We start from the raw sequence: 18,716 nt of genomic DNA, 5'->3' as shown, positions 1-18,716 counted from the left end.
AAGAGTATATCAAAACAAAATCTATATGTATAATATATGTTATTATTATATTCATAAATAAAATATATGAATGGAGAAAATATGAATTTACATGGATTAAGATTGTTTTATATAGTAGCTAAAGTAGGAAGTGTAACAGTTGCAGCAGAGCAATTAAAAATCAGTCAACCAGCAATTACAGCACAAATTAAAAAGTTTGAAAGAGAAAATGATATTACATTATTCTTACCACAGGGCAGAGGCATTTGTTTAAGTGAAATAGGTGAACAATTGGTAAAAGAAGCAGATGCAGTTTTTAAAATAGAAAATAGAATGGAATCATTAATAGATAATTATAAAAAAGGCAAAAATGGTACATTAAAAATAGCAGGAAATTATCTTTCAACAAATTTTCTAATACCAATGTGGGCGGCTAAATTGAAGAAAGAGAATAAAGATATAAATGTTGAGATTAATACATTAAATACTGAAGAAGCCATTGACCATCTTATCTCATATAAAGTAGATGTTGCAGTTTTAGGGAGTGGAGCAATGAAATATATAGATAGAATTGATACCATTAAAATAATGGATGATGATTTATGGTTTGTAGCTTCACCAAATCATAAATATGCAAACAAAAAGGTTAGTATAAATGATATTATGTTAGAACCATTTATAATGCGGGAAAAAGGAAGTTATGCTAGAGTACTTTTGGAATCACTTTGCCACATTAGCAGCATTAAAGTTCCTGACATAGCTCTTGAATTTAATGGGCTACATGAAACTCTTATGGCATCTACGTCTGGATATGGTGTGAGTTTTTGTTCATCAATTGCTGCTAAAGAATTTATTGATATGGGAAAGTTAACTAGAATTTATGTAGATAATGTTGATCTAAAAAATGAAATTGTTATTTGTACGCGTAAGAATGAAAAGATATCTAATTTAACTGAGAAGTTTATTTCTGCCATTAATAATTAAATGCTTAATAAAAATTAAACTATATTTAAAGTTGAGATTATATATATGTTGCAATTCACGATGCACATTTCACAATTAAGGCTAAAATTCTTGCAATATTTTTAGAATCATTATGAAGGATTATTTTGTCAATATATATTATAAATTTAATGTATTATTGCTGTGGTATAAGTATCCTAATATTAATTAATATAAGTAAACTTCCCACTAAATGCCTAGTATAAATATTTTTACTGAAATATAAAATAAGATGTATTTAATTATGAGATTTAAATCTACAAATAAATATATTAAATTTATATGTTATTCAGATAAAGAATTATACGGAGGATAAAAATGAAAAGATTCAATGTTATATTACATAATATAATTATTACATTTATGATAACAATTATTATGTTATCTTGTACTAGAGAAATAGCTAATGCGAGCCAAATTTTCAGTAAAGACAGACCAATCAATGTTGCAGTATTATTATATAGCTTTGATGATATTTATATATCATTAATACGTCAAAACTTAGAAGAAATTCAAAAGGAGAATGAAGGAAAAATAAAATTTACTTTTTATGATGGCAAAAATGATCAATCAGTACAAAATTCAAGAATAGATGAATTAATTAAAAAAAGAGGTGTTGATCTATTCTTGGTAAATTTAGTTACAACACATAGCACACAAGAAGTTGTTGAGAAGGTTAAAAGAGTAAATATTCCGATAATTTTATTTAGCAGAGAGCCTGCTGCTATTGACTCCATAAAATCCTATAATAAGTGCTGTTATGTTGGAACTAGGGTAGAAGAAGCTGGATTATTGCAAGGAGGAATTATTTCTAATCTATGGAATGAGAAAAAATCATTTATAGATAAAAATAAAGATAATGTACTGCAATATATTATGTTAATGGGGCAGGAAAATAATTTAGATTCAGTTAAAGAAACCGAGTATTCTATTCTAAAAGTTAATAATTCTAAAATAAAAACTCAAGAACTTGCAGTAAGAGCCTGTAATTGGAATGAAGATGAGGCTAAAGAAGTTATTAAAGCATTATTTTTACAATATGGGAATAGGATTGAAGCAATATTTGCGAATAATGATCCTATGGCTATAGGCGCTATTAAAGCATTACAAGAATATGGTTATAATAAAGGAGAAAACACGCCAACAATACCGGTAGTTGGAATTGAGGCAATACCAGAAGCCAGAGAATTAATTGATACTGGCATGATGACTGGTTCCGTATTTCAAGACCCATCAGAGGTTGCTAAAGTTCTTTACAATGTTGGAATGAACTATGTTTATAACAGAAATCCATTATATGGTACAAATTACGAATTTGATGAAACAGGAATCTCAGTCCGTCTTCCTTATCAGGAATATTTGGGTAAGTAATAATGATACGTATTATGCAAAACATGTATGAGTTTAAGGTAAATCAGTTATAATAATCGTGGATAAATTAAACATATTAAAAATTATTAAAGGTAGATTGGGTAGGAATACTTAATCTATTTTTTGTTTTTAATAATTGGAGAAAAGCAGTAGATAAAAAACTACTGCTATATATTATATTTAAACTAACTGCAGAAAGTAGTGAAGGTACCATGATCAGATTGCAAATTAAATATGAGAAATATTCTCTATATTATATACTATATAAAATTATGAGAAAATAGTTACTTTAGATAGAAATAAAAATAAAAAGATTTAATTTAATATTGAATAAGATAATTATTATATTATTAGAAATATTTGAATAAGCAATGATAATGTCGTTATAATAATTATTTCGTGGTGATTAAATAGTAGCATGTTTATTAGCTATGTTATAATTGATTTAATATGGAATATGATTATGCAGCAAATTCATGAGTAAATCATAGTATTTCAAAAAGGGTTATAATGGGAGAAGAATTTTGTAATGTATAATCGTGCTTTGTGTTCTATTCATGCTTGTAATAAAAGAGAACTTGATAAGAGACCTAAAAATTGTCCGAGTCTTGATAAAAAAATAGAAGAAATTAATGAAGTCTACAAAGAAAAAGATAATCTTTATATAACTGTAATTTAATATAATTGCTTAGATAGAGGTGGATAATGAAAACAGTAGTAATCTATAAATCTAAAACAGGCTTTACAAAAAAATATGCGAAGTGGATTGCAGAAGAGCTATCAGCAGATGAAAAAGGAATGCTTGCTATTTATGATAAACCAATAGATTTTACAGATAAGAAGAATATAGGGAAAATAATAGCTTATGTTAATTCGTGAGAGTAAATAAATATAAGTAACTGTAGATTTATGATTCAAGTAAAAGTATTAAATTTAGGAGATTAGTATGGATGTAATAAGAGCAATAGAAGAGCGTAGAAGTATACGAAAGTTTAAAGATAATGGAGTACCAAAAGAAATAATAGAAAAGATCTTAGAATTAGCAACTAAAGCACCGTCAGGAAAGAATCGTCAACCATGGAAGTTTGTTGTTGCACAGGATAGCACAAAAGATGAGATGGTAAGAATTATGGAGAATTCACACATCAGAATAAAAAAGAGAATAAATCTACTGGCAGCTTGAAATTAAGTATGAATTCAATTAATGAAGCATCGGCAGTAATATTAGTATTTAACACTTTTTCTAATTTTGAAGAAGATTATAACCATCATAGATTACTTACTGATACTCAATCAATTGGGGCTGCAATACAAACACTACTTTTAGCAGCACAGGATTTTAAATTAGGAACTCTTTGGATTTGCGACATATTTTATTGTGACAGAGAAATATGCTCATGGTTAAATTGCAAAGATGAACTTGTAGCAGCAGTAGCAATTGGATATCCAGATCAATCACCATATCCAAGGCCACGAAAGCCATTAGAAGAGGTTGTAAGATGGATATAAATTTTGTGGGGCTAAGTAATAAGTGATTCTACGGTTATCTAAAAAATAATAAGTTAATATTTACAAATATGTTACAATTAGCTTATAAGGTTTCTATTGAATTATAATTAGTTTCTATAATGTTTTCATTTACCTTTTTAGGGGAGAAGAGTATTGGTGAAAATATATTGGCGGCTATCGGAATAAGGTTTCCAGTTATGGTTATTTCAATGATTCTATTTATTATTTCAGCTTTTATAGGTCATAAATACATAGAAAATTATGGAGCAAAGGTTGGAAGAAACATATTGGAGGTAGAAAATGATTAAATACGAAATTCCTGAGAATTTAAAAGCACGTGAAAATATAATAAAAAGAACTTTTAGGTATAGTAACGAGATAACTTTCAAATGTGAAGAAACAAAACCATGGGATAGTAAACTAGGAGGATGTCCTTATCTTAAAAATATTGAAGAGTACCCATTAGATGAAGATGGAGAACCTATGATATTTTTAGCACAGCTAAATCTATCAGAAATTAAAAATTTGAATGATCTACCAGAGAAAGGACTATTGCAGTTTTTTATTGTAAATGATGATATGTTTGGCTTAGAAAGCCCTATTGTCGTAAGGTATATAGAAAAATATGAAGAAGATGAAACGCAATTAATAAAGGAAAATCCTTATGAAAATAGTGAAGAATATAAAGAAGGCCTTCCTTTTTTAAATAATGGAAAAATGCATTTTGAAATAAGAGAGATGCCTATGTCTTCTTCGTTAGAGCTGTTTGAAACGACTTATAAGAATGAACTTTCAGAAGAAGAGTATGAGAAGCTGAGTGACGATTGCTATAGCTGTGACAGCAGAGTTGGAGGTTATCCATATTTTGTACAAAATGATTACCTAGGTTTTAGTGATGAGGATTTTCTTTTATTGCAGTTGGATATAGATGATGAGTGTGGAATTATGTTTGGAGATTCTGGAAATTGTGTTTTTTCTATTCCTAAGAATGCTTTGAAGGACAAGGATTTTTCGAAAGTAGTATATGATTGGCAATGCTGCTAGGTTATGAAAGATATATAAATAATGTTTTTACAAACTAGCTAATGATATAAGCAGCAGCAACAATATCTATAATATTCCATATAAATTTCACAGAGAATGTATATTATTTAGTTGTATTTTAAAATTTAAACAGAAATGTATTTTTCCACAGCAGGGAAGGGTATTCACTCTAAAAAATAGTGATGGTTATGAATTTAATAATGTACTATGTCCTGATGGAACAGATAATTTTCTTTCGTTAGAAGGAGACAAGACTACGAATATTCAGCTTGCCAATACAGATACTTCTAACGCAAAACAAGCCGCTATCTTAGGCAATGGAGTTAATGGGGATGCTGTCAAAATTGAATAGCATTATTCATTGACTTACAACAAATTTTTATATATAATTTATTTAAAAAATAAATTAGAGCTTATACTTTCATCACCGGATGATTGTATTATAAGGCATACAAAAGCCAGCCGTAGGTACGGTGTGTTTTCACACTATAAGGTTAGCTTTTGGATGCCTTTTGTTTTGAAGGGGAGGTCATAAAATGATAATTAAAGAGTATAACTATTTACCAGAAGAGGCTAAAAAAATAAGAGTAGAAGTGTTTGTAAAAGAGCAGGGCTTTGTTGAAGAGTTTGATGAAATTGATGGAATTGCTAAGCACATTGTTATGTATGACGGCGAACAGCCAATTTCAACCTGTAGAATCTATTTTAATAGTAAGAAAGAGTCATTTATCATAGGAAGAGTTGCTGTTGTAAAGGAATGGCGAGGGAAAAATATTGGGGCAAAAATCCTTAATGCTGCAGAAGATAGCATTGCTCGGGAAGGTGGAAAAAACGTAATGTTATCAGGACAGGCACGAGTTGCAGAATTTTATGAAAAACAAGGGTATGAAAAGCAGGGAGAACCTTATTTAGAGGAAGATTGTCTACATATATTGATGAGAAAGAATTTAGGTTAATATATGTACATGAAATAATCGCAATAAAAGGTGAAATAAACGAAAAGTAAGACGATTATACGATTCATACTAGAAGGTTATTGGGGAATGTAATCTTGCAATAATATACTATATGCTATTTAAGTTCAGATGTATAATTCATGAGAATACTTTGAAAGGGGCTTGATTCATGAATATTACATCTTTTCTTATTTACTGTATTATTGTTACAGTTACGCCTGGACCTACGAATATTGTAATATTGTCTACGGTAAATAATTGGGGGACAAAGAAGGCAATGGAGTATACATATGGAGCAACTATTGCGTTTGGTTTATTACTTATTATTTCAGCTATTTTAAATACTGCACTTATGGCGGTTTTGCCAAAAATTCTATGCATCATGCAGATAATCGGAAGTCTTTATATTCTCTATCTTGCTTATCAAATATGCAAGATGGATACATCAAAATCAACTGCAAAAGAAACGGCAACTTTTTTATCAGGGTTTCTTATGCAGTTTGTGAATCCAAAGGTCGTATTATTTACAATGACAGTAATTCCGAGTTTTGTTATGCCATACTATACTAAACTATCTACTTTAATGGTATTTGTTGCATATATAACAATTATTGGATTTGGTGCATTTATTACATGGGTACTTTTTGGTACAATCTTTAAGACATTTTTGCAGAAACATCAAAAAATTGTTAATATAATTATGGCATTATTTTTAGTTTATTCTGCAATAATAGTATCTGGTGTAGGTGAGCTGATTAAGGGGTGATTTATATGGATAAATTTATATATAAAAAATCAGCAGGTATTACCGCACTATCAGCAAGTTTTGCTGACTTTAAATATAAGAAGCACTGTCATAAAGAATATGCAATAGGTGTAACTTTGAGAGGCATTCAGCAGTATAACTTAGATGGTAGCTTGCAGTTATCTTATCAAAATGGTGTTATGCTTTTTAATCCTGAGCAGCCACATGACGGAATGGCACATGATGAGACAGGTCTTGATTATATTATGTTATATATTGAGCCAAAATTATTTTTAGAGAGTATTGAAAAAAAGGATATAGTCTGTTTTTCTTCTCCTATTATTTATAATTACAGACTTGAGCAGCAAATATTAAATCTTTCTAATGCAATATTAAGTGGAAAAGATGATGCATTGTGTAGTGAATTTTTTTTATCTTTTGCAGATAGTTTTGCACAAACGGATCTTTGTATAAGTTACAAGAAAGAAAATGATTTAATTAAAAAAGCAAAGAATATGATTTATTATAACTTAGAGAATGTATTAAGGCTTGATGATATTTGTAGAGAGTTTAATATGTCAAAATTTCAGTTTATTAGATTATTTAAAGCTAATACTGGAATTTCGCCATATCAATATTTTCTTAACTGCAAAGTAGAAATGGCAAAAAAGTTAATAGAGAAAAATAGAGATGTTTATTCAGCGATAGCAGAATGTGATTTTGTTGATTTAACACATTTAAATAAGTATTTTAAAAGCATATATGGAATAACAGCATTTGAATATTTATCGTATTTATAAATTAAGGTGATTTTTTAGAATGATTTTTGCTAAACATGAAAAATGCCCCAATAAAGGGGCATTTTTATGTATGTGATAATTAATATTTTATCGTGCCCTAATATATCTTAAATAATACATAATATAAACATCACATATTTAGAATTAAATAGATCAAAAATGGAGTTTTGATTTGATTATGAAGACATTCTAGTTTGTGGATATTTCATAAAATTATTCATAGAAAAATAATAAAAGCCCCTAAAATAAGGGGCTAAAAAGTGAATGGATTAAAACAAAAAAGTAACTATGAATGAAGGGTAACCAAGAGAACAAAAAATAACACTCAAGAGGTTTCCTTTAATTATATGAAGGATAAGTTTAAATAATTCTAGATAGTAATAAATAATTCTTTAAATAAAAAAGACCCCAATAATGGAGTCAAAATGGATTTCGTAAATAATAACATAATGAGAAGCAATCATAGTATATGCGAGTTAAAAATAATTATTCATATGGGGGGAACATTAGGCCATATATTTAATAGAATCTACTTTTTACATATTGGTTTTTCCCACCATCCAAATGCGACTACTACCTTATCAATTGCTAAATTTGATGATTTTATAATTAGAGTATAGTTTCCACCTGGAGCTTCTATAAACTTTCCATCTTCCTCACCTACTAATGTTGTATTAGGAGGTACTATTCTTTCATATACATTAACTCCATCTTTAGGAACAATTCTAGTAGATTCAATAAATCTAATATCTACCTTGTTTTTGGGCATTGGCTTTAACGCAGTGTTGGTTGGAGAGGTCTTACGGGATACACAAGCTTTTTCAGGAAAACTAGTATTTAACCATATTTGGGCAGTTAAATAGTCATTAGATAAATTTGAAATAGTAAATACATTTGCATATAAATTGACATCTGAATTACGTGGATTTACCAAACCAGCCCAGGCATTTGAACCATTACCCACCCATAAAGTTTCTGTCTGGCCTACAAAGTATCTTCCTCTCATTGATTTATATAAAGAAATAGGAATGCTAACTACTTCTTGTAATTTAGCACTTTTATTATCTAGTATATAATTACTATTATTTTCTAACATAAATTACATCTCCTACGGATTAATTTTTATAAATATTACTATAGAGTTTCTTTATATATATAATATTCCGTAAATGCATAAAATGCTCATGTTATTAATAAAAGTAAGCTATAGCGCCGTAGATATAGTATATATTTTATAATTACTTTACCTGCGGCAATATTTAGTTCTATATTCAGAGGGAGAACAATTCCTGTACTTTTTAAATACTTTTCCAAAGTAACTTATGCCATTAAAACCTACATCGAGAGAAATATTAGAAATGGAATCCTTATTTTTTAGAAGTAGCTCTGCTGCTTTTGAAACTCTATATTCCATTAAGTATTCAAAAGGAGTTACTTTCAAAATTCTTTTAAAGCTTCGACAGCACTCACTTTTGCTGATATTTGCAGTTCTTGCGATACTATCTAGATCAATATTATCTGCATAATTCTTTTGAATATATTGCATTGCCATTTTCACACGTTCATCATCATTTGATGCTGAAGGTACAGTTCTTTTAATATCTTCCTTTATTTCTTTAATTAAGTTTAACCAAACAATACTTAAATAATTTTTCATTTCCAACTCATATCCATATGATTTTTCATGAGATAATATAAAAACTTGTTCCAGATGCGATAAGATTCTTTTTTGCCAAGGAACGTCAGGTTTTAAAGAGATAAATTTCAAATTATTACTCTCAATAATTGGAGATAGGTACTTTTTTTCAATAAGGGATTCTTCACTTCCTCCAATTAAAGTTGAATCAAAATCAATGGAAAACATCATACAATCGATATTTTCATATGGTTTAATTTGATGAAGTACATTTGAATTTATCATAATTCCTTCACCTGGAGATAATATTATTTCTTCATCTTCAATAAAAACTACTACTTTATCATAAAGTGAATATGAAAATTGTACTTCCTTATGCCAATGCCATCTTATATATCCATCTTCAAACAGATTAAATTTGTCAGTATAAATTGCTAGTGGAAAATCATGAGAACCATGTTTTACTGTTTCTTGCAAATTATCATTTACTTCTATTCTTGTTGCTTGCATATTTATCATCTCGCTAATATAGTTTTAATTTCTGACAATATATTAATTGTTTAATGCCATAAATAATAATAAAATTATTACATATTTGTTATATTAAATCAATATAATTGCAATTAGCTAAAATATATATTGCAAATGATTATATATGTCCAATTCATAATTCAAATTTCACAATTACGGCTAAAATTATTGTAATATTTTTAGAATTATGATGAAGAATTATTTTTGCAATATATATAAGTTAATTAAGAATAAATACAAAAAGGAGGAAGTATAGTGAACTTTCAGCCAAGGATAAAAGGAATAATCCTGGTAATCATAGGAGCCATGTTATGGGGAATATCAGGTACTGCTGCTCAATACTTATTTCAGAAAAAGGGATTTAGTCCAGAGTGGCTTGTTGTAATACGTTTATTATCATCGGGAATAATTTTATTATTATATACTTTTATGAAAGGTGAGCAAAATATATGGAAAGTATGGAAAAGTAAGAATGATGCTTTGAGTCTTATATTTTTTAGTATATTAGGCATGCTAGGTGTACAATATACATATTTTGCAGCCATTAAATATGGGAATGCAGCAACAGCAACAATACTTCAATATTCATCACCAGTAATAATTACTTGTTATTTAGCCATTCGTAATAAAAAAATTCCAAAGCTTAAAGAAATTATTGCTATTGGACTAGCAATGCTAGGGACATTTTTTATAATTACAAAGGGGAATATTCATAGTATATCTATTTCAAGGTTGGCATTGTTTTGGGGAATTGCAGCAGCATTTGCAGCAGCCTTTTATACTTTACAACCTCGCTTACTTCTTAGAAAATGGGGATCCATATTAGTAGTTGGGTGGGGGATGTTAATAGGAGGAATAGCCTTCAGCTTTATTGAGCAGCCATGGAATTGCACTGGAATTTGGTCTACTAATTCAATATTAGCTATTATATTTGTAGTATTATTTGGAACGTTAATTGCTTTTACTTGCTTTTTAGAAAGTTTAAATTATATAAAGCCGACAGAGTCAAGTATATTATCATCAGCTGAACCTTTATCGGCTGCTATATTATCTGTATTATGGTTACATGAAGAGCTTGGAATAGCACAATGGATTGGAACGGCATGTATTATAACTACAATTATAATTTTGTCTCGTATAAAGCAATAAAAAGTTGTTTCAATATAGAATGAAAATTAGTTCAATATATCAGCATATTAATACAAAATGCTTAAGTAGATTAATAGATAGCTGGATGACAATGAGTCAGCAGGTATTGATAAAATCATAAGTATACTCATTAAGAGAATTCTAAATTACCCGTAGTAACTATTATAATTATATCCCCATAATTTAGCGGTTTCATGATATATTTGCGAGAATTAGGTTCAAAACGAATTAGCTCCTGTATTAATTGAGTGCTATCAACTATAAGAAGTATGGCTCTACCAGAAGAATTATTTTCAACATTATAATCAATGCCTGCTGATAAGCCTGAGTCTTTTAAGGTATACAGCCCTTGAGTTAAAGTTTTACTAGCAGCAAAAGCATTTACTGTATTTATGCTAAGTAATAAGAATAAAAAAATAGAAAATATAACAATAAATTTTTTCATTATACTCGCCACCTTTCATAATTTATAGTATTTGAAAGCGGTGAAAATATATTCAAAATATATTATAGCAAGTTAAGAAAAATAAATTATTACAAAATTCTAATAACTGATTTAGAAAATTATAGCTTGTCATACAAATGACATATTCATCCTGTATTATAAATTTATAAGATAGTTAATCATTATTTACCCCTTATTAAATAGATGATAACAAGTATTTAGAATGATCTATTACACCCTAGTAGATTATTCTTTTTTTTCGCATTCATTTACTATGTAATTATAGTAGTGAGCTATAGCCATGTCCACTATAGTACTTACATAGGTATTTAAGTCAGGATGCCTGCTCTTTAATTCATTAACTTTTCTAACAGTAGAAGATCTAAGCATATAAGTTCGTTTAGTATCTAGGAATTCACCATCAATAGGTGGAGCCATGCCATTTGCTAATGAAACTTTTCTATTATCTGCAAGAATATTAGAATTAGATGCTTTAACATTTTGGGTAGATGCTGCTTCATCATCATCAAATGAAAAAGATGAAATGCACTTGCCAGAAATGACTGGTTCAGGTGTAAAACCAATTATTTCTTCATTCTCATCTGGAGCAAAATCATTTTTTGGTAGTTCATTTTGTTTTCTTTTACTCATAAGTGTTCTCCTTTACTAAATATCATAATAAATTTTTTGTACATTCTTTCTATAAATGATAAAAGAAATGCATGCTTCTAAATATAAAAGATCAAATGAAAGAATTCTGTTAATCAAATGAAAAATTTGAGCTCTAACTTTTTGCAGGATAACTTTTTTGAAGAGATCTTTTGAATTTTCATTTATCTCACTTAGGATATATGCAGAAATAGAGAATATTCTAATATTCTTCACAATATTTATTCTGAAGAATAAATACTCTAGAGAATAAATATTCTAAAGAATATTACCATATACGAATATATATTCTTCAGAATATGCTTGAAAAATGCGGCTTAAGAAGAGGTTAGTATTTAAATTAACAACTTCTAGTGGAGTATAATATATGGTTGGATTTTTTAGAAGGTAATAAAAAATATTTAAGGCAATAACAAACTAATATGAAAATAAATTTGGGAGGAGAGTAAATTAAAAAAGTATTAGTTGAACCATTTAGAATTTAGTTAGATAGTGATACTGTAATTAGATACAGTTTATCAGGATAATATTCTATAACTATAAATATATATAGCACATATGTTAACATTTTTATTTTATGGTTTGATTTAATAAGACATGTAATAAAAAATAAGAGGCTAATAAATAATTGAGAGTGAATTCTAATTTAATATTAAAACTTGGTTAAATAAAATAATTAAGTTTTAATATTAGATTATTTATTAAGCAGTTTGATTACTAAAATTTCAAATATAAACTTATTATTGAAAAGCATTATACTCAACGAGATAGAAATTTAAATATATTTATAAATTTATATTAATTTAGCGAAGAAAAAAGTCAAGGCGTGTGATACTGCTAAGTGATAGGTTTACAAATACGGTGAATTTGCGGAAAAAAATACAATATTCAGCACTTTATTTGAAAAAAATAAATTTTTATGTTGACAACCTATAATCATGTAACATATAATAAACAAGCAGATTAGTTGCGGGTATCGTATATCGGTAATACTCCAGCCTTCCAAGCTGGAAAGGTGGGTTCGATTCCCACTACCCGCTCCAAAAAAAATTAAAGAGTTTGCAACATAATAAATAATATGCGTTTTTAGCTCAGCTGGATAGAGCAACGCCCTTCTAAGGCGTGGGCCAGGGGTTCGAATCCCTTAAAACGCACCATATAATGGTGAACGTAGTTCAGTTGGTAGAGCGCCAGTTTGTGGCACTGGTTGTCGTGGGTTCGAGTCCCATCGTTCACCCCATGTAAAAATATTAGTAGGCTGCAAGGCAATTGATTTAGCTTAATTATTTGTAAAAGCATTCTATTATAATTATTATTCTGGTTCACTAGCTCAGTCGGTAGAGCACATGACTTTTAATCATGGTGTCCCGGGTTCGATTCCCGGGTGAGCCACCAAATTGTTTAACCTAAGGTAGAAAAGGTATAGTTAAATATACTTTGATGCTTTAGGTTTTTTATTATTTAGTAAAAATTATATCAAGTCAAATTTACAGATGACTTTGTAGGCAGAGGAAATATATAGCCCAAGAATTAGTTTTTTTGTATTATTTAAGTTTATGCTATCTCTTGTAAAGGTTAAGAAAAATGATAACTTAGAATTAAAATGCGAAAATTTGAAATTCATGACAGCATATATAATAAAAATAACAGCTCTAAGGTAAATGTTAACCTTAGAGCTGTTAGATTTTAATAATATACTGGGATGCTATTAAATATTTTTCTTAAAATAGTTTTCTTTTTCAAAACGGCTGTAGAGTAGCACATATCTTTAAAATAAGCATATTCCTTAACAGTATGATTTTTGTAGAATACAAAATTTATAAGTTCAATTTCTTCTTCACTTAGATTTTTAAGAGCTAAATTTAAATCTTCATAATCACAGATTTCACATAATGAAGCTTCGATAGATATTTCTTGTGAAGGAATATCTTCTTCAAAGTTATCATGATAACTTAAAGCATCATTACTATCAGTAGAACTTCTGAAATTCATTTTCCTAATTAAATCATTTACATTATTCTTTATTGCATTAGTAGCATAAGCAACAAACCTATGCTTCTCCAAATCGTACATGGAAACAGATTTAAAAAGTGATTTATAACATTCCTGCTGAATATCATAAATGCTATATCCATCAACAAAAGTTTTCTTTGAAATATTATAGATTAAAGGCTTAAACTCATCAGTTAATTTTTCTTTTGCGGTTTCATCATTATTTTTACATCTTCTCACCAGATTTTCAATATAATCAAAATTCATATGAACCTCCTTCCTCACTTAATGGCTGCAAAATAAATTGATTAATTTACATATGTTGTGTTCATTGTTAAGTTAATTTCTACATGTAGATATACGGCCGAGAATGTACATTTTGCATAAAAATAGAAAATAAATTATATTAATTTATTTTAGATTAGGTTGAAGTAAGATTTTTATTAGAAATATCAGTATTTTATGTGTGATTTATTCATCTAAATACAATAATGCATTTATGGAAAGTTTTGTAATATGAATATAGTAACTATACTGAAAAGTTTTTTATAAAAAAATATTGACATACTAATCATATAGTATTAATATGAATTAAACACATTGTTTCCCGTAGAAACAAAAAATGGAGGTCTAAGTGGATAATTTTAGCATTATACTAGATGAGATGATAGGAAGAATGTTTTTTATCAGCGGTGAACTTGAAAAAAGACCAAAAGATTATGGAAATTGTGGGGTTCCATTGCATATGTCAGATATACATATGATTGAAGCAATACAAAAAAATCAGAGTGCAAATACAACTGAGATTGCAAAAATTATGAATACTACAAAAAGTACTGTTTCAAAGATTACAAAACGCTTAGAAAAAGAAGGCATGATTAAGAAATATAAATTTCTAGATAATAAGAAGGAAATTTACTTCAAATTGACTGATCTAGGATTAAAAGCATTCAATGGGCATTATGAGTACCATATATCAAGAACACAATCGTTTGATAAAGAATTTGATAATTATACAGAAGAAGAAAAAAAGCTTATTGTAAATTTTCTGAAGAAATACACTGAAGAATTAGAACAATATTTAAAATGAATGTATTTTATGAAAATACTATATTAATTTAATATTTTGCTGACCAGAAAGACTGGAGGCTAAGTTTTGAAAAGAAAGATTATTGACTTTCTTTTTAAAACTTAGCCTTTTTTATATCTGATGGTTTCATACAGAAACAATTTTTATACTAAACTATAGAGCAAAATAAGGAGGAAATAAATGGATAGAATTGAAGAAAAAATTATAGAAATCATTGATAACAACAGAGAAGAAATAATAAAATTTGCACGAGATATTTATAGAAATCCAGAGTTAGGCTACAAGGAAGTAAAAACGTCTAAAAAGGTAGCAGAAATATTAGGCCGAAACACAGAAGTTTTAAAAAAGGATGTAGCTATTACAGGTATTAAAGGCTATTTAAAAAAGGTAAATACTAAAGAAATAAATGTAGCACTGATTGGAGAACTAGATGCTATAGTATGTCCAAGTCATACATTTGCAGATAAAGAAACTGGTGCAAGTCATTCTTGTGGTCATCATGCACAACTGGCTGGAATAATAGGAGCCTCAATAGCTTTGGCGAATGAAGAGATAAAGCAACATATAGATGGAAATGTCATATTTTTTGCAGTTCCTTCTGAGGAGTATGGAGAGATTGAATTTAAAAATTCATTAAAAGAAAAGGGATCGATACAATATGGTGGGGGAAAAAGTGAACTTATTAGAATTGGAGAATTTGATGATGTAGATATAGCAATTGCTCATCATTCAAGGCCAGATAAAGAAGCTGTAATAGTTGGTGATACAACAACTAATGGATTTGTATCTAAACTTATTAAGTATAAAGGCAAAGAAGCTCATGCAGCTGGAAGTCCTCAGTTAGGGATTAATGCATTAAATGCAGCTAATATCGGGTTAAATGCATTAGCTTATCAACGGGAAACTTTTAAGGATGAAGATTCAGTTAGAGTTCACCCAATAGTTACAAAAGGTGGAGATTTGGTTAATGTTATTCCAGGTGAAGTTACTATAGAAACTTTAGTCAGAGGGAAAACAATTGAAGCTATTTTAGATGCTAATAAGAAAGTTGACAGAAGTTTCAAAGCAGGGGCTCTTGCTATTGGAGCACAAATAGAAATAAAAACTTTTCCTGGGTATTTACCAGTAATACCTATTGAGCCATCTGAAATTATATTAGATGTTTCTAAGGAAGTTGTGAAAGAGGGGGCAGTTAAGAAAATAGATTCTGGTGCACACTTGGCAGGTTCTACTGATGTAGGAGATTTAACACATATTATTCCTGTATTAAAATTTGAAACAGGCGGAGTAGAAGGGGCATTGCATTCAGAAAATTTTAAAATAATAAATGAAGAAATTGCATATATAGCTACAGCTAAAATAATGGCGTTGACAGCTTATAGACTTTTAAAGGAAAAAGCTCATGAAGCTAAAAAAATTAAAAATACCTTTAAGCCCAAATTTACTGTAGATGAATATAGAGCTTATATGAATAGTCTTGAAAATACGATTAAGGAGGATTATAGAAATGAGTAATGAAAACATTGAAAAAGATTATGCTATAGAGCAGGTTAGAACAGCGTGCAGGCATTTTGCAGATTTATATTTTTATTTTTCAAAAGTTCTAACTGATGAATTGGGAGGAGATAAAACAAAGGAAATATTAGAAAAAGTCCTATTTGAGAGGTCTATTGAAAGAGCAGAAAGGATGAGAGAAAAAGCAAAAAGTAATAATTTAGAATTGGTGCCAGACAATATAATTAAGCTTACTGATGTTCCTTTTTTGGGATGGGTACCTGAATTAAAAGAATCACATTGCCCATATGGAGAAGCTTGGATTTCAAGATTAGATGAAAACCCATGGTTTAAAGAACTTGCTTCCTTGTATTGCGATGTTACTGATACTACTGTTGCTGAAGAATTTACAGGAAACACTTCTCATAAAATAACCCAAAATGTCTTGTGGGGAGACAAATCCTGTGAAAGGATATATTTTCCTAAAGAAGAGCTTCTAAAGGGGGAATATACTTATGGAAAAAAAGAAAACAAATAAGAAAATAATATTAGGGCAGATTTTACTTTTAATATTGATTTTTGGATTAATTGAGTATTTGGTTTCTACTGGGAAAATAAATAAATTATATCTGGCTGCACCATCACAAGTTATAAAGGAATTAATAGAGGTGTTAAATGCAAAAATATTGATATCTAATATTTTTATAACAATATTGGAGTTCTTAACAGGTTATGGAATATCTATTATTTTAGGTATTGGATTAGGCTTAGTATTTGTAGCATTTCCAAAGGTAGATACTTTCTTTTCGCCTTTTATTTCCGCAATAATGTCAATACCAAAAGTCGCAATAATACCTTTACTTACTATTTGGTTTGGAATAGGTTTTTCAAGCAAGGTCATATTAGTATTTCTGTTTAGTTTTTTTACAATATTTTTTAATACTATATCTGGAGCAAAGCAGACTTCAAATAGTTATATAAAAGTAGCTAAAGTATTTAAGGCATCAAAGACTCAAACAATTTTTAAAGTGTTATTACCATCAGCAATACCAAGCATATTTGCTGGTCTTAGAGTAACAGCGGCTACGGGAATAACAGGAGTAATATTTGCAGAAATGCAGGCAGCTAAAAAGGGATTAGGTTTTTTGCTATCAGAGGCAGCATCTCTATATAATACTCCAAGACTTTTTCTTGTAATCATAATAGTGACTATAATATCAGTAATATTGGTGAAGATTGCAGATCTTATAGAAGAAAGGTTATTCATAAAATAATAAATTAAATAATTTAAACCAAGGGGGAAATATAATGAAGAAAATAAAAAAATTAATTTCTATATTAATTATAGGAGCACTAGCAGTAGGAACTCTAGGGGGATGCTCTAAAGAAAGTTCAGAGAAAGCCACAGCTAGTGCAAGTAGTGGAAATATAAAAGTTAGATACGCATCTTACCAAGGAATGACAGCAGTTGGATTTTGGTTTGGAGTAGAGAAAGGATTTTTTAAAGATGCTGGAATTGATTTGGAAACAGTTGACGTACAAGATAAAGTTGCGGCTGTTGCTTCAGATTCAATTGATATGGGAGATTTAAATACTTCACAGGCTATTACAGCTGCAAGTACAGGTGCACCGTTTAAGTTAGTATCATCTATGTTTAGAACAAAAGGAGCCTGGTATTTAATAAGTAATAAGTCAATTACAGATATAAAACAGTTAAAAGGTAAAAAGGTTGGAATAAATGTTGTTGGAAGTGGAACAGATGTAACTGTGAGAGAAATTTTAGAGAAAAATGGATTGGATCCAACTAAGGATGTTGAACTTGTAGCTAATGGTTCCTTTCAACAGGCTTATGCAAGTTTAGAAGCTAATCAAGTAGATGCAACAATAATACATCAACCATTTGTAGAAATAGGTTTAGAGTCTGGAAATGTTAATTTGTTATGCAATGGCTGGGATTATGTTCCGCAGTTTAATACTGGAGTATTAATTGCAAGTGATAAATTTATTAAAAGTAACCCAGAAGGAGTAAAAAGAGTTATAGCAGCTTATTTTAAAAGTAACGAATATGCAAAAGAACATCAAGATGAATTTTTAGACTTTGCTACAAAATATTTAAACACTCCAAAAGATACCTTAAAGAAAGCTCTTGATCCAGAAAGAGAGTTGTGGGAAAATGAGCCAAACATAGACCTAGAGACTTTAAAAACTACACAAGAATTACAAAAAAAGTGGGGATTTCAAAAAGAAATTTATGATGTAGATAAGATTGTAGATTTAAGTTTCATACCTAATAAATAAAATTGG

Annotated in this window: 19 protein-coding genes, 4 tRNA genes and 2 pseudogenes; 20 read left to right on the top strand and 5 right to left on the bottom strand. The window is 29.0% G+C overall.

What is annotated here, in order from left to right:
- Positions 1-81 precede the first annotated feature (81 nt).
- From AXY43_RS05265 to AXY43_RS05225, 10 genes and pseudogenes are all read left to right on the top strand, one after another.
- Positions 82-963 (top strand): LysR family transcriptional regulator, encoded by an 882-nt coding sequence (locus AXY43_RS05265; RefSeq protein WP_039769192.1) that lies wholly within the window; start codon positions 82-84, stop codon positions 961-963.
- 336 nt (positions 964-1,299) lie between these two features.
- Positions 1,300-2,352, top strand: coding sequence for a galactose ABC transporter substrate-binding protein (locus tag AXY43_RS05260; protein ID WP_039769194.1), 1,053 nt, complete (start codon positions 1,300-1,302; stop codon positions 2,350-2,352).
- Between the two features lie 529 nt (positions 2,353-2,881).
- Positions 2,882-3,031 carry a hypothetical protein gene (locus AXY43_RS05255; RefSeq protein ID WP_023974440.1) on the top strand — a complete coding sequence of 50 codons (150 nt, stop codon included), beginning with the start codon at positions 2,882-2,884 and terminating at the stop codon, positions 3,029-3,031.
- Between the two features lie 26 nt (positions 3,032-3,057).
- Positions 3,058-3,168 (top strand): annotated as a pseudogene (locus tag AXY43_RS28725) (flavodoxin domain-containing protein); the annotation flags it as partial.
- Positions 3,169-3,298: 130 nt separating this feature from the next.
- A pseudogene (locus AXY43_RS05250) lies at positions 3,299-3,861 on the top strand (nitroreductase family protein).
- A gap of 119 nt (positions 3,862-3,980) precedes the next feature.
- Complete coding sequence (locus AXY43_RS05245) at positions 3,981-4,169, top strand: hypothetical protein (protein WP_242986122.1); 189 nt, start codon at positions 3,981-3,983, stop codon at positions 4,167-4,169.
- Positions 4,162-4,905 (top strand): YwqG family protein, encoded by a 744-nt coding sequence (locus AXY43_RS05240; RefSeq protein WP_023974437.1) that lies wholly within the window; start codon positions 4,162-4,164, stop codon positions 4,903-4,905. The genes AXY43_RS05245 and AXY43_RS05240 overlap by 8 nt, the downstream gene beginning before the upstream one ends.
- Positions 4,906-5,441: 536 nt before the next feature.
- Positions 5,442-5,861 carry a GNAT family N-acetyltransferase gene (locus tag AXY43_RS05235; protein WP_039769196.1) on the top strand — a complete coding sequence of 140 codons (420 nt, stop codon included), beginning with the start codon at positions 5,442-5,444 and terminating at the stop codon, positions 5,859-5,861.
- A 169-nt stretch (positions 5,862-6,030) separates the two neighbouring features.
- Entirely contained in the window at positions 6,031-6,627 is a 597-nt protein-coding gene (locus AXY43_RS05230) for a LysE family translocator (protein WP_017210944.1), read from the top strand.
- Between the two features lie 5 nt (positions 6,628-6,632).
- Positions 6,633-7,406, top strand: coding sequence for an AraC family transcriptional regulator (locus tag AXY43_RS05225; RefSeq protein WP_039769198.1), 774 nt, complete (start codon positions 6,633-6,635; stop codon positions 7,404-7,406).
- 529 nt (positions 7,407-7,935) lie between these two features.
- Here the strand turns inward: AXY43_RS05225 and AXY43_RS05220 are convergent.
- Both AXY43_RS05220 and AXY43_RS05215 read right to left on the bottom strand, forming a co-directional pair.
- Positions 7,936-8,502 (bottom strand): DUF6143 family protein, encoded by a 567-nt coding sequence (locus AXY43_RS05220; protein WP_039769200.1) that lies wholly within the window; start codon positions 8,500-8,502, stop codon positions 7,936-7,938.
- A 147-nt stretch (positions 8,503-8,649) separates the two neighbouring features.
- The gene (locus AXY43_RS05215; protein WP_039769204.1) at positions 8,650-9,552 is read right to left on the bottom strand and encodes an AraC family transcriptional regulator; all 903 of its coding nucleotides are present in this window, start codon (positions 9,550-9,552) and stop codon (positions 8,650-8,652) included.
- 276 nt (positions 9,553-9,828) lie between these two features.
- On the opposite strand from AXY43_RS05215, the gene AXY43_RS05210 reads away from it, so the two are divergent.
- A complete protein-coding gene (locus AXY43_RS05210) occupies positions 9,829-10,722 on the top strand; it encodes a DMT family transporter (RefSeq protein ID WP_105411149.1) in 894 nt (297 codons plus the stop codon).
- Between the two features lie 130 nt (positions 10,723-10,852).
- Here AXY43_RS05210 and AXY43_RS05205 read toward each other — a convergent pair whose 3' ends face one another.
- Together AXY43_RS05205 and AXY43_RS05200 are read right to left on the bottom strand one after the other, a co-directional pair.
- Positions 10,853-11,167, bottom strand: a complete 315-nt coding sequence (locus tag AXY43_RS05205) for a hypothetical protein (RefSeq protein ID WP_023974430.1) — start codon at positions 11,165-11,167, stop codon at positions 10,853-10,855.
- 246 nt (positions 11,168-11,413) lie between these two features.
- Positions 11,414-11,818 carry a hypothetical protein gene (locus AXY43_RS05200; protein ID WP_087703310.1) on the bottom strand — a complete coding sequence of 135 codons (405 nt, stop codon included), beginning with the start codon at positions 11,816-11,818 and terminating at the stop codon, positions 11,414-11,416.
- A gap of 987 nt (positions 11,819-12,805) precedes the next feature.
- Here AXY43_RS05200 and AXY43_RS05195 point away from each other — a divergent pair.
- From AXY43_RS05195 to AXY43_RS05180, 4 genes are all read left to right on the top strand, one after another.
- Positions 12,806-12,879: transfer RNA gene (locus AXY43_RS05195), tRNA-Gly, on the top strand.
- A 37-nt stretch (positions 12,880-12,916) separates the two neighbouring features.
- A tRNA-Arg gene (locus AXY43_RS05190) sits at positions 12,917-12,993 on the top strand.
- A 7-nt stretch (positions 12,994-13,000) separates the two neighbouring features.
- Positions 13,001-13,076, top strand: a tRNA-His gene (locus tag AXY43_RS05185).
- Positions 13,077-13,155: 79 nt separating this feature from the next.
- Positions 13,156-13,231 (top strand) — tRNA-Lys (locus AXY43_RS05180).
- 291 nt (positions 13,232-13,522) lie between these two features.
- Here AXY43_RS05180 and AXY43_RS05175 read toward each other — a convergent pair.
- Entirely contained in the window at positions 13,523-14,095 is a 573-nt protein-coding gene (locus AXY43_RS05175; protein WP_105411148.1) for a sigma-70 family RNA polymerase sigma factor, read from the bottom strand.
- Positions 14,096-14,462: 367 nt separating this feature from the next.
- Here AXY43_RS05175 and AXY43_RS05170 point away from each other — a divergent pair, with 367 nt between their 5' ends.
- The 5 genes from AXY43_RS05170 to AXY43_RS05150 all read left to right on the top strand — a co-directional run bounded on the left by AXY43_RS05170 (position 14,463) and on the right by AXY43_RS05150 (position 18,710).
- Entirely contained in the window at positions 14,463-14,918 is a 456-nt protein-coding gene (locus AXY43_RS05170; RefSeq protein WP_105411147.1) for a MarR family transcriptional regulator, read from the top strand.
- Between the two features lie 180 nt (positions 14,919-15,098).
- On the top strand, positions 15,099-16,433 hold the full coding sequence (locus AXY43_RS05165) for an amidohydrolase (RefSeq protein WP_105411146.1): 1,335 nt from the start codon (positions 15,099-15,101) through the stop codon (positions 16,431-16,433).
- A complete protein-coding gene (locus AXY43_RS05160) occupies positions 16,426-16,950 on the top strand; it encodes an L-2-amino-thiazoline-4-carboxylic acid hydrolase (protein WP_105411145.1) in 525 nt (174 codons plus the stop codon). Before AXY43_RS05165 ends, AXY43_RS05160 begins: the two co-directional genes overlap by 8 nt.
- Entirely contained in the window at positions 16,928-17,686 is a 759-nt protein-coding gene (locus tag AXY43_RS05155) for an ABC transporter permease (RefSeq protein ID WP_105411144.1), read from the top strand. The genes AXY43_RS05160 and AXY43_RS05155 overlap by 23 nt, the downstream gene beginning before the upstream one ends.
- A gap of 34 nt (positions 17,687-17,720) precedes the next feature.
- Positions 17,721-18,710 carry an ABC transporter substrate-binding protein gene (locus AXY43_RS05150; RefSeq protein ID WP_105411143.1) on the top strand — a complete coding sequence of 330 codons (990 nt, stop codon included), beginning with the start codon at positions 17,721-17,723 and terminating at the stop codon, positions 18,708-18,710.
- Positions 18,711-18,716 lie beyond the last annotated feature (6 nt).

This window comes from Clostridium sp. MF28, from assembly GCF_002969175.1.
Classification (GTDB): Bacteria; Bacillota; Clostridia; order Clostridiales; family Clostridiaceae; genus Clostridium; species Clostridium beijerinckii.
This window is presented reverse-complemented; position numbering and strand designations above follow the sequence as displayed.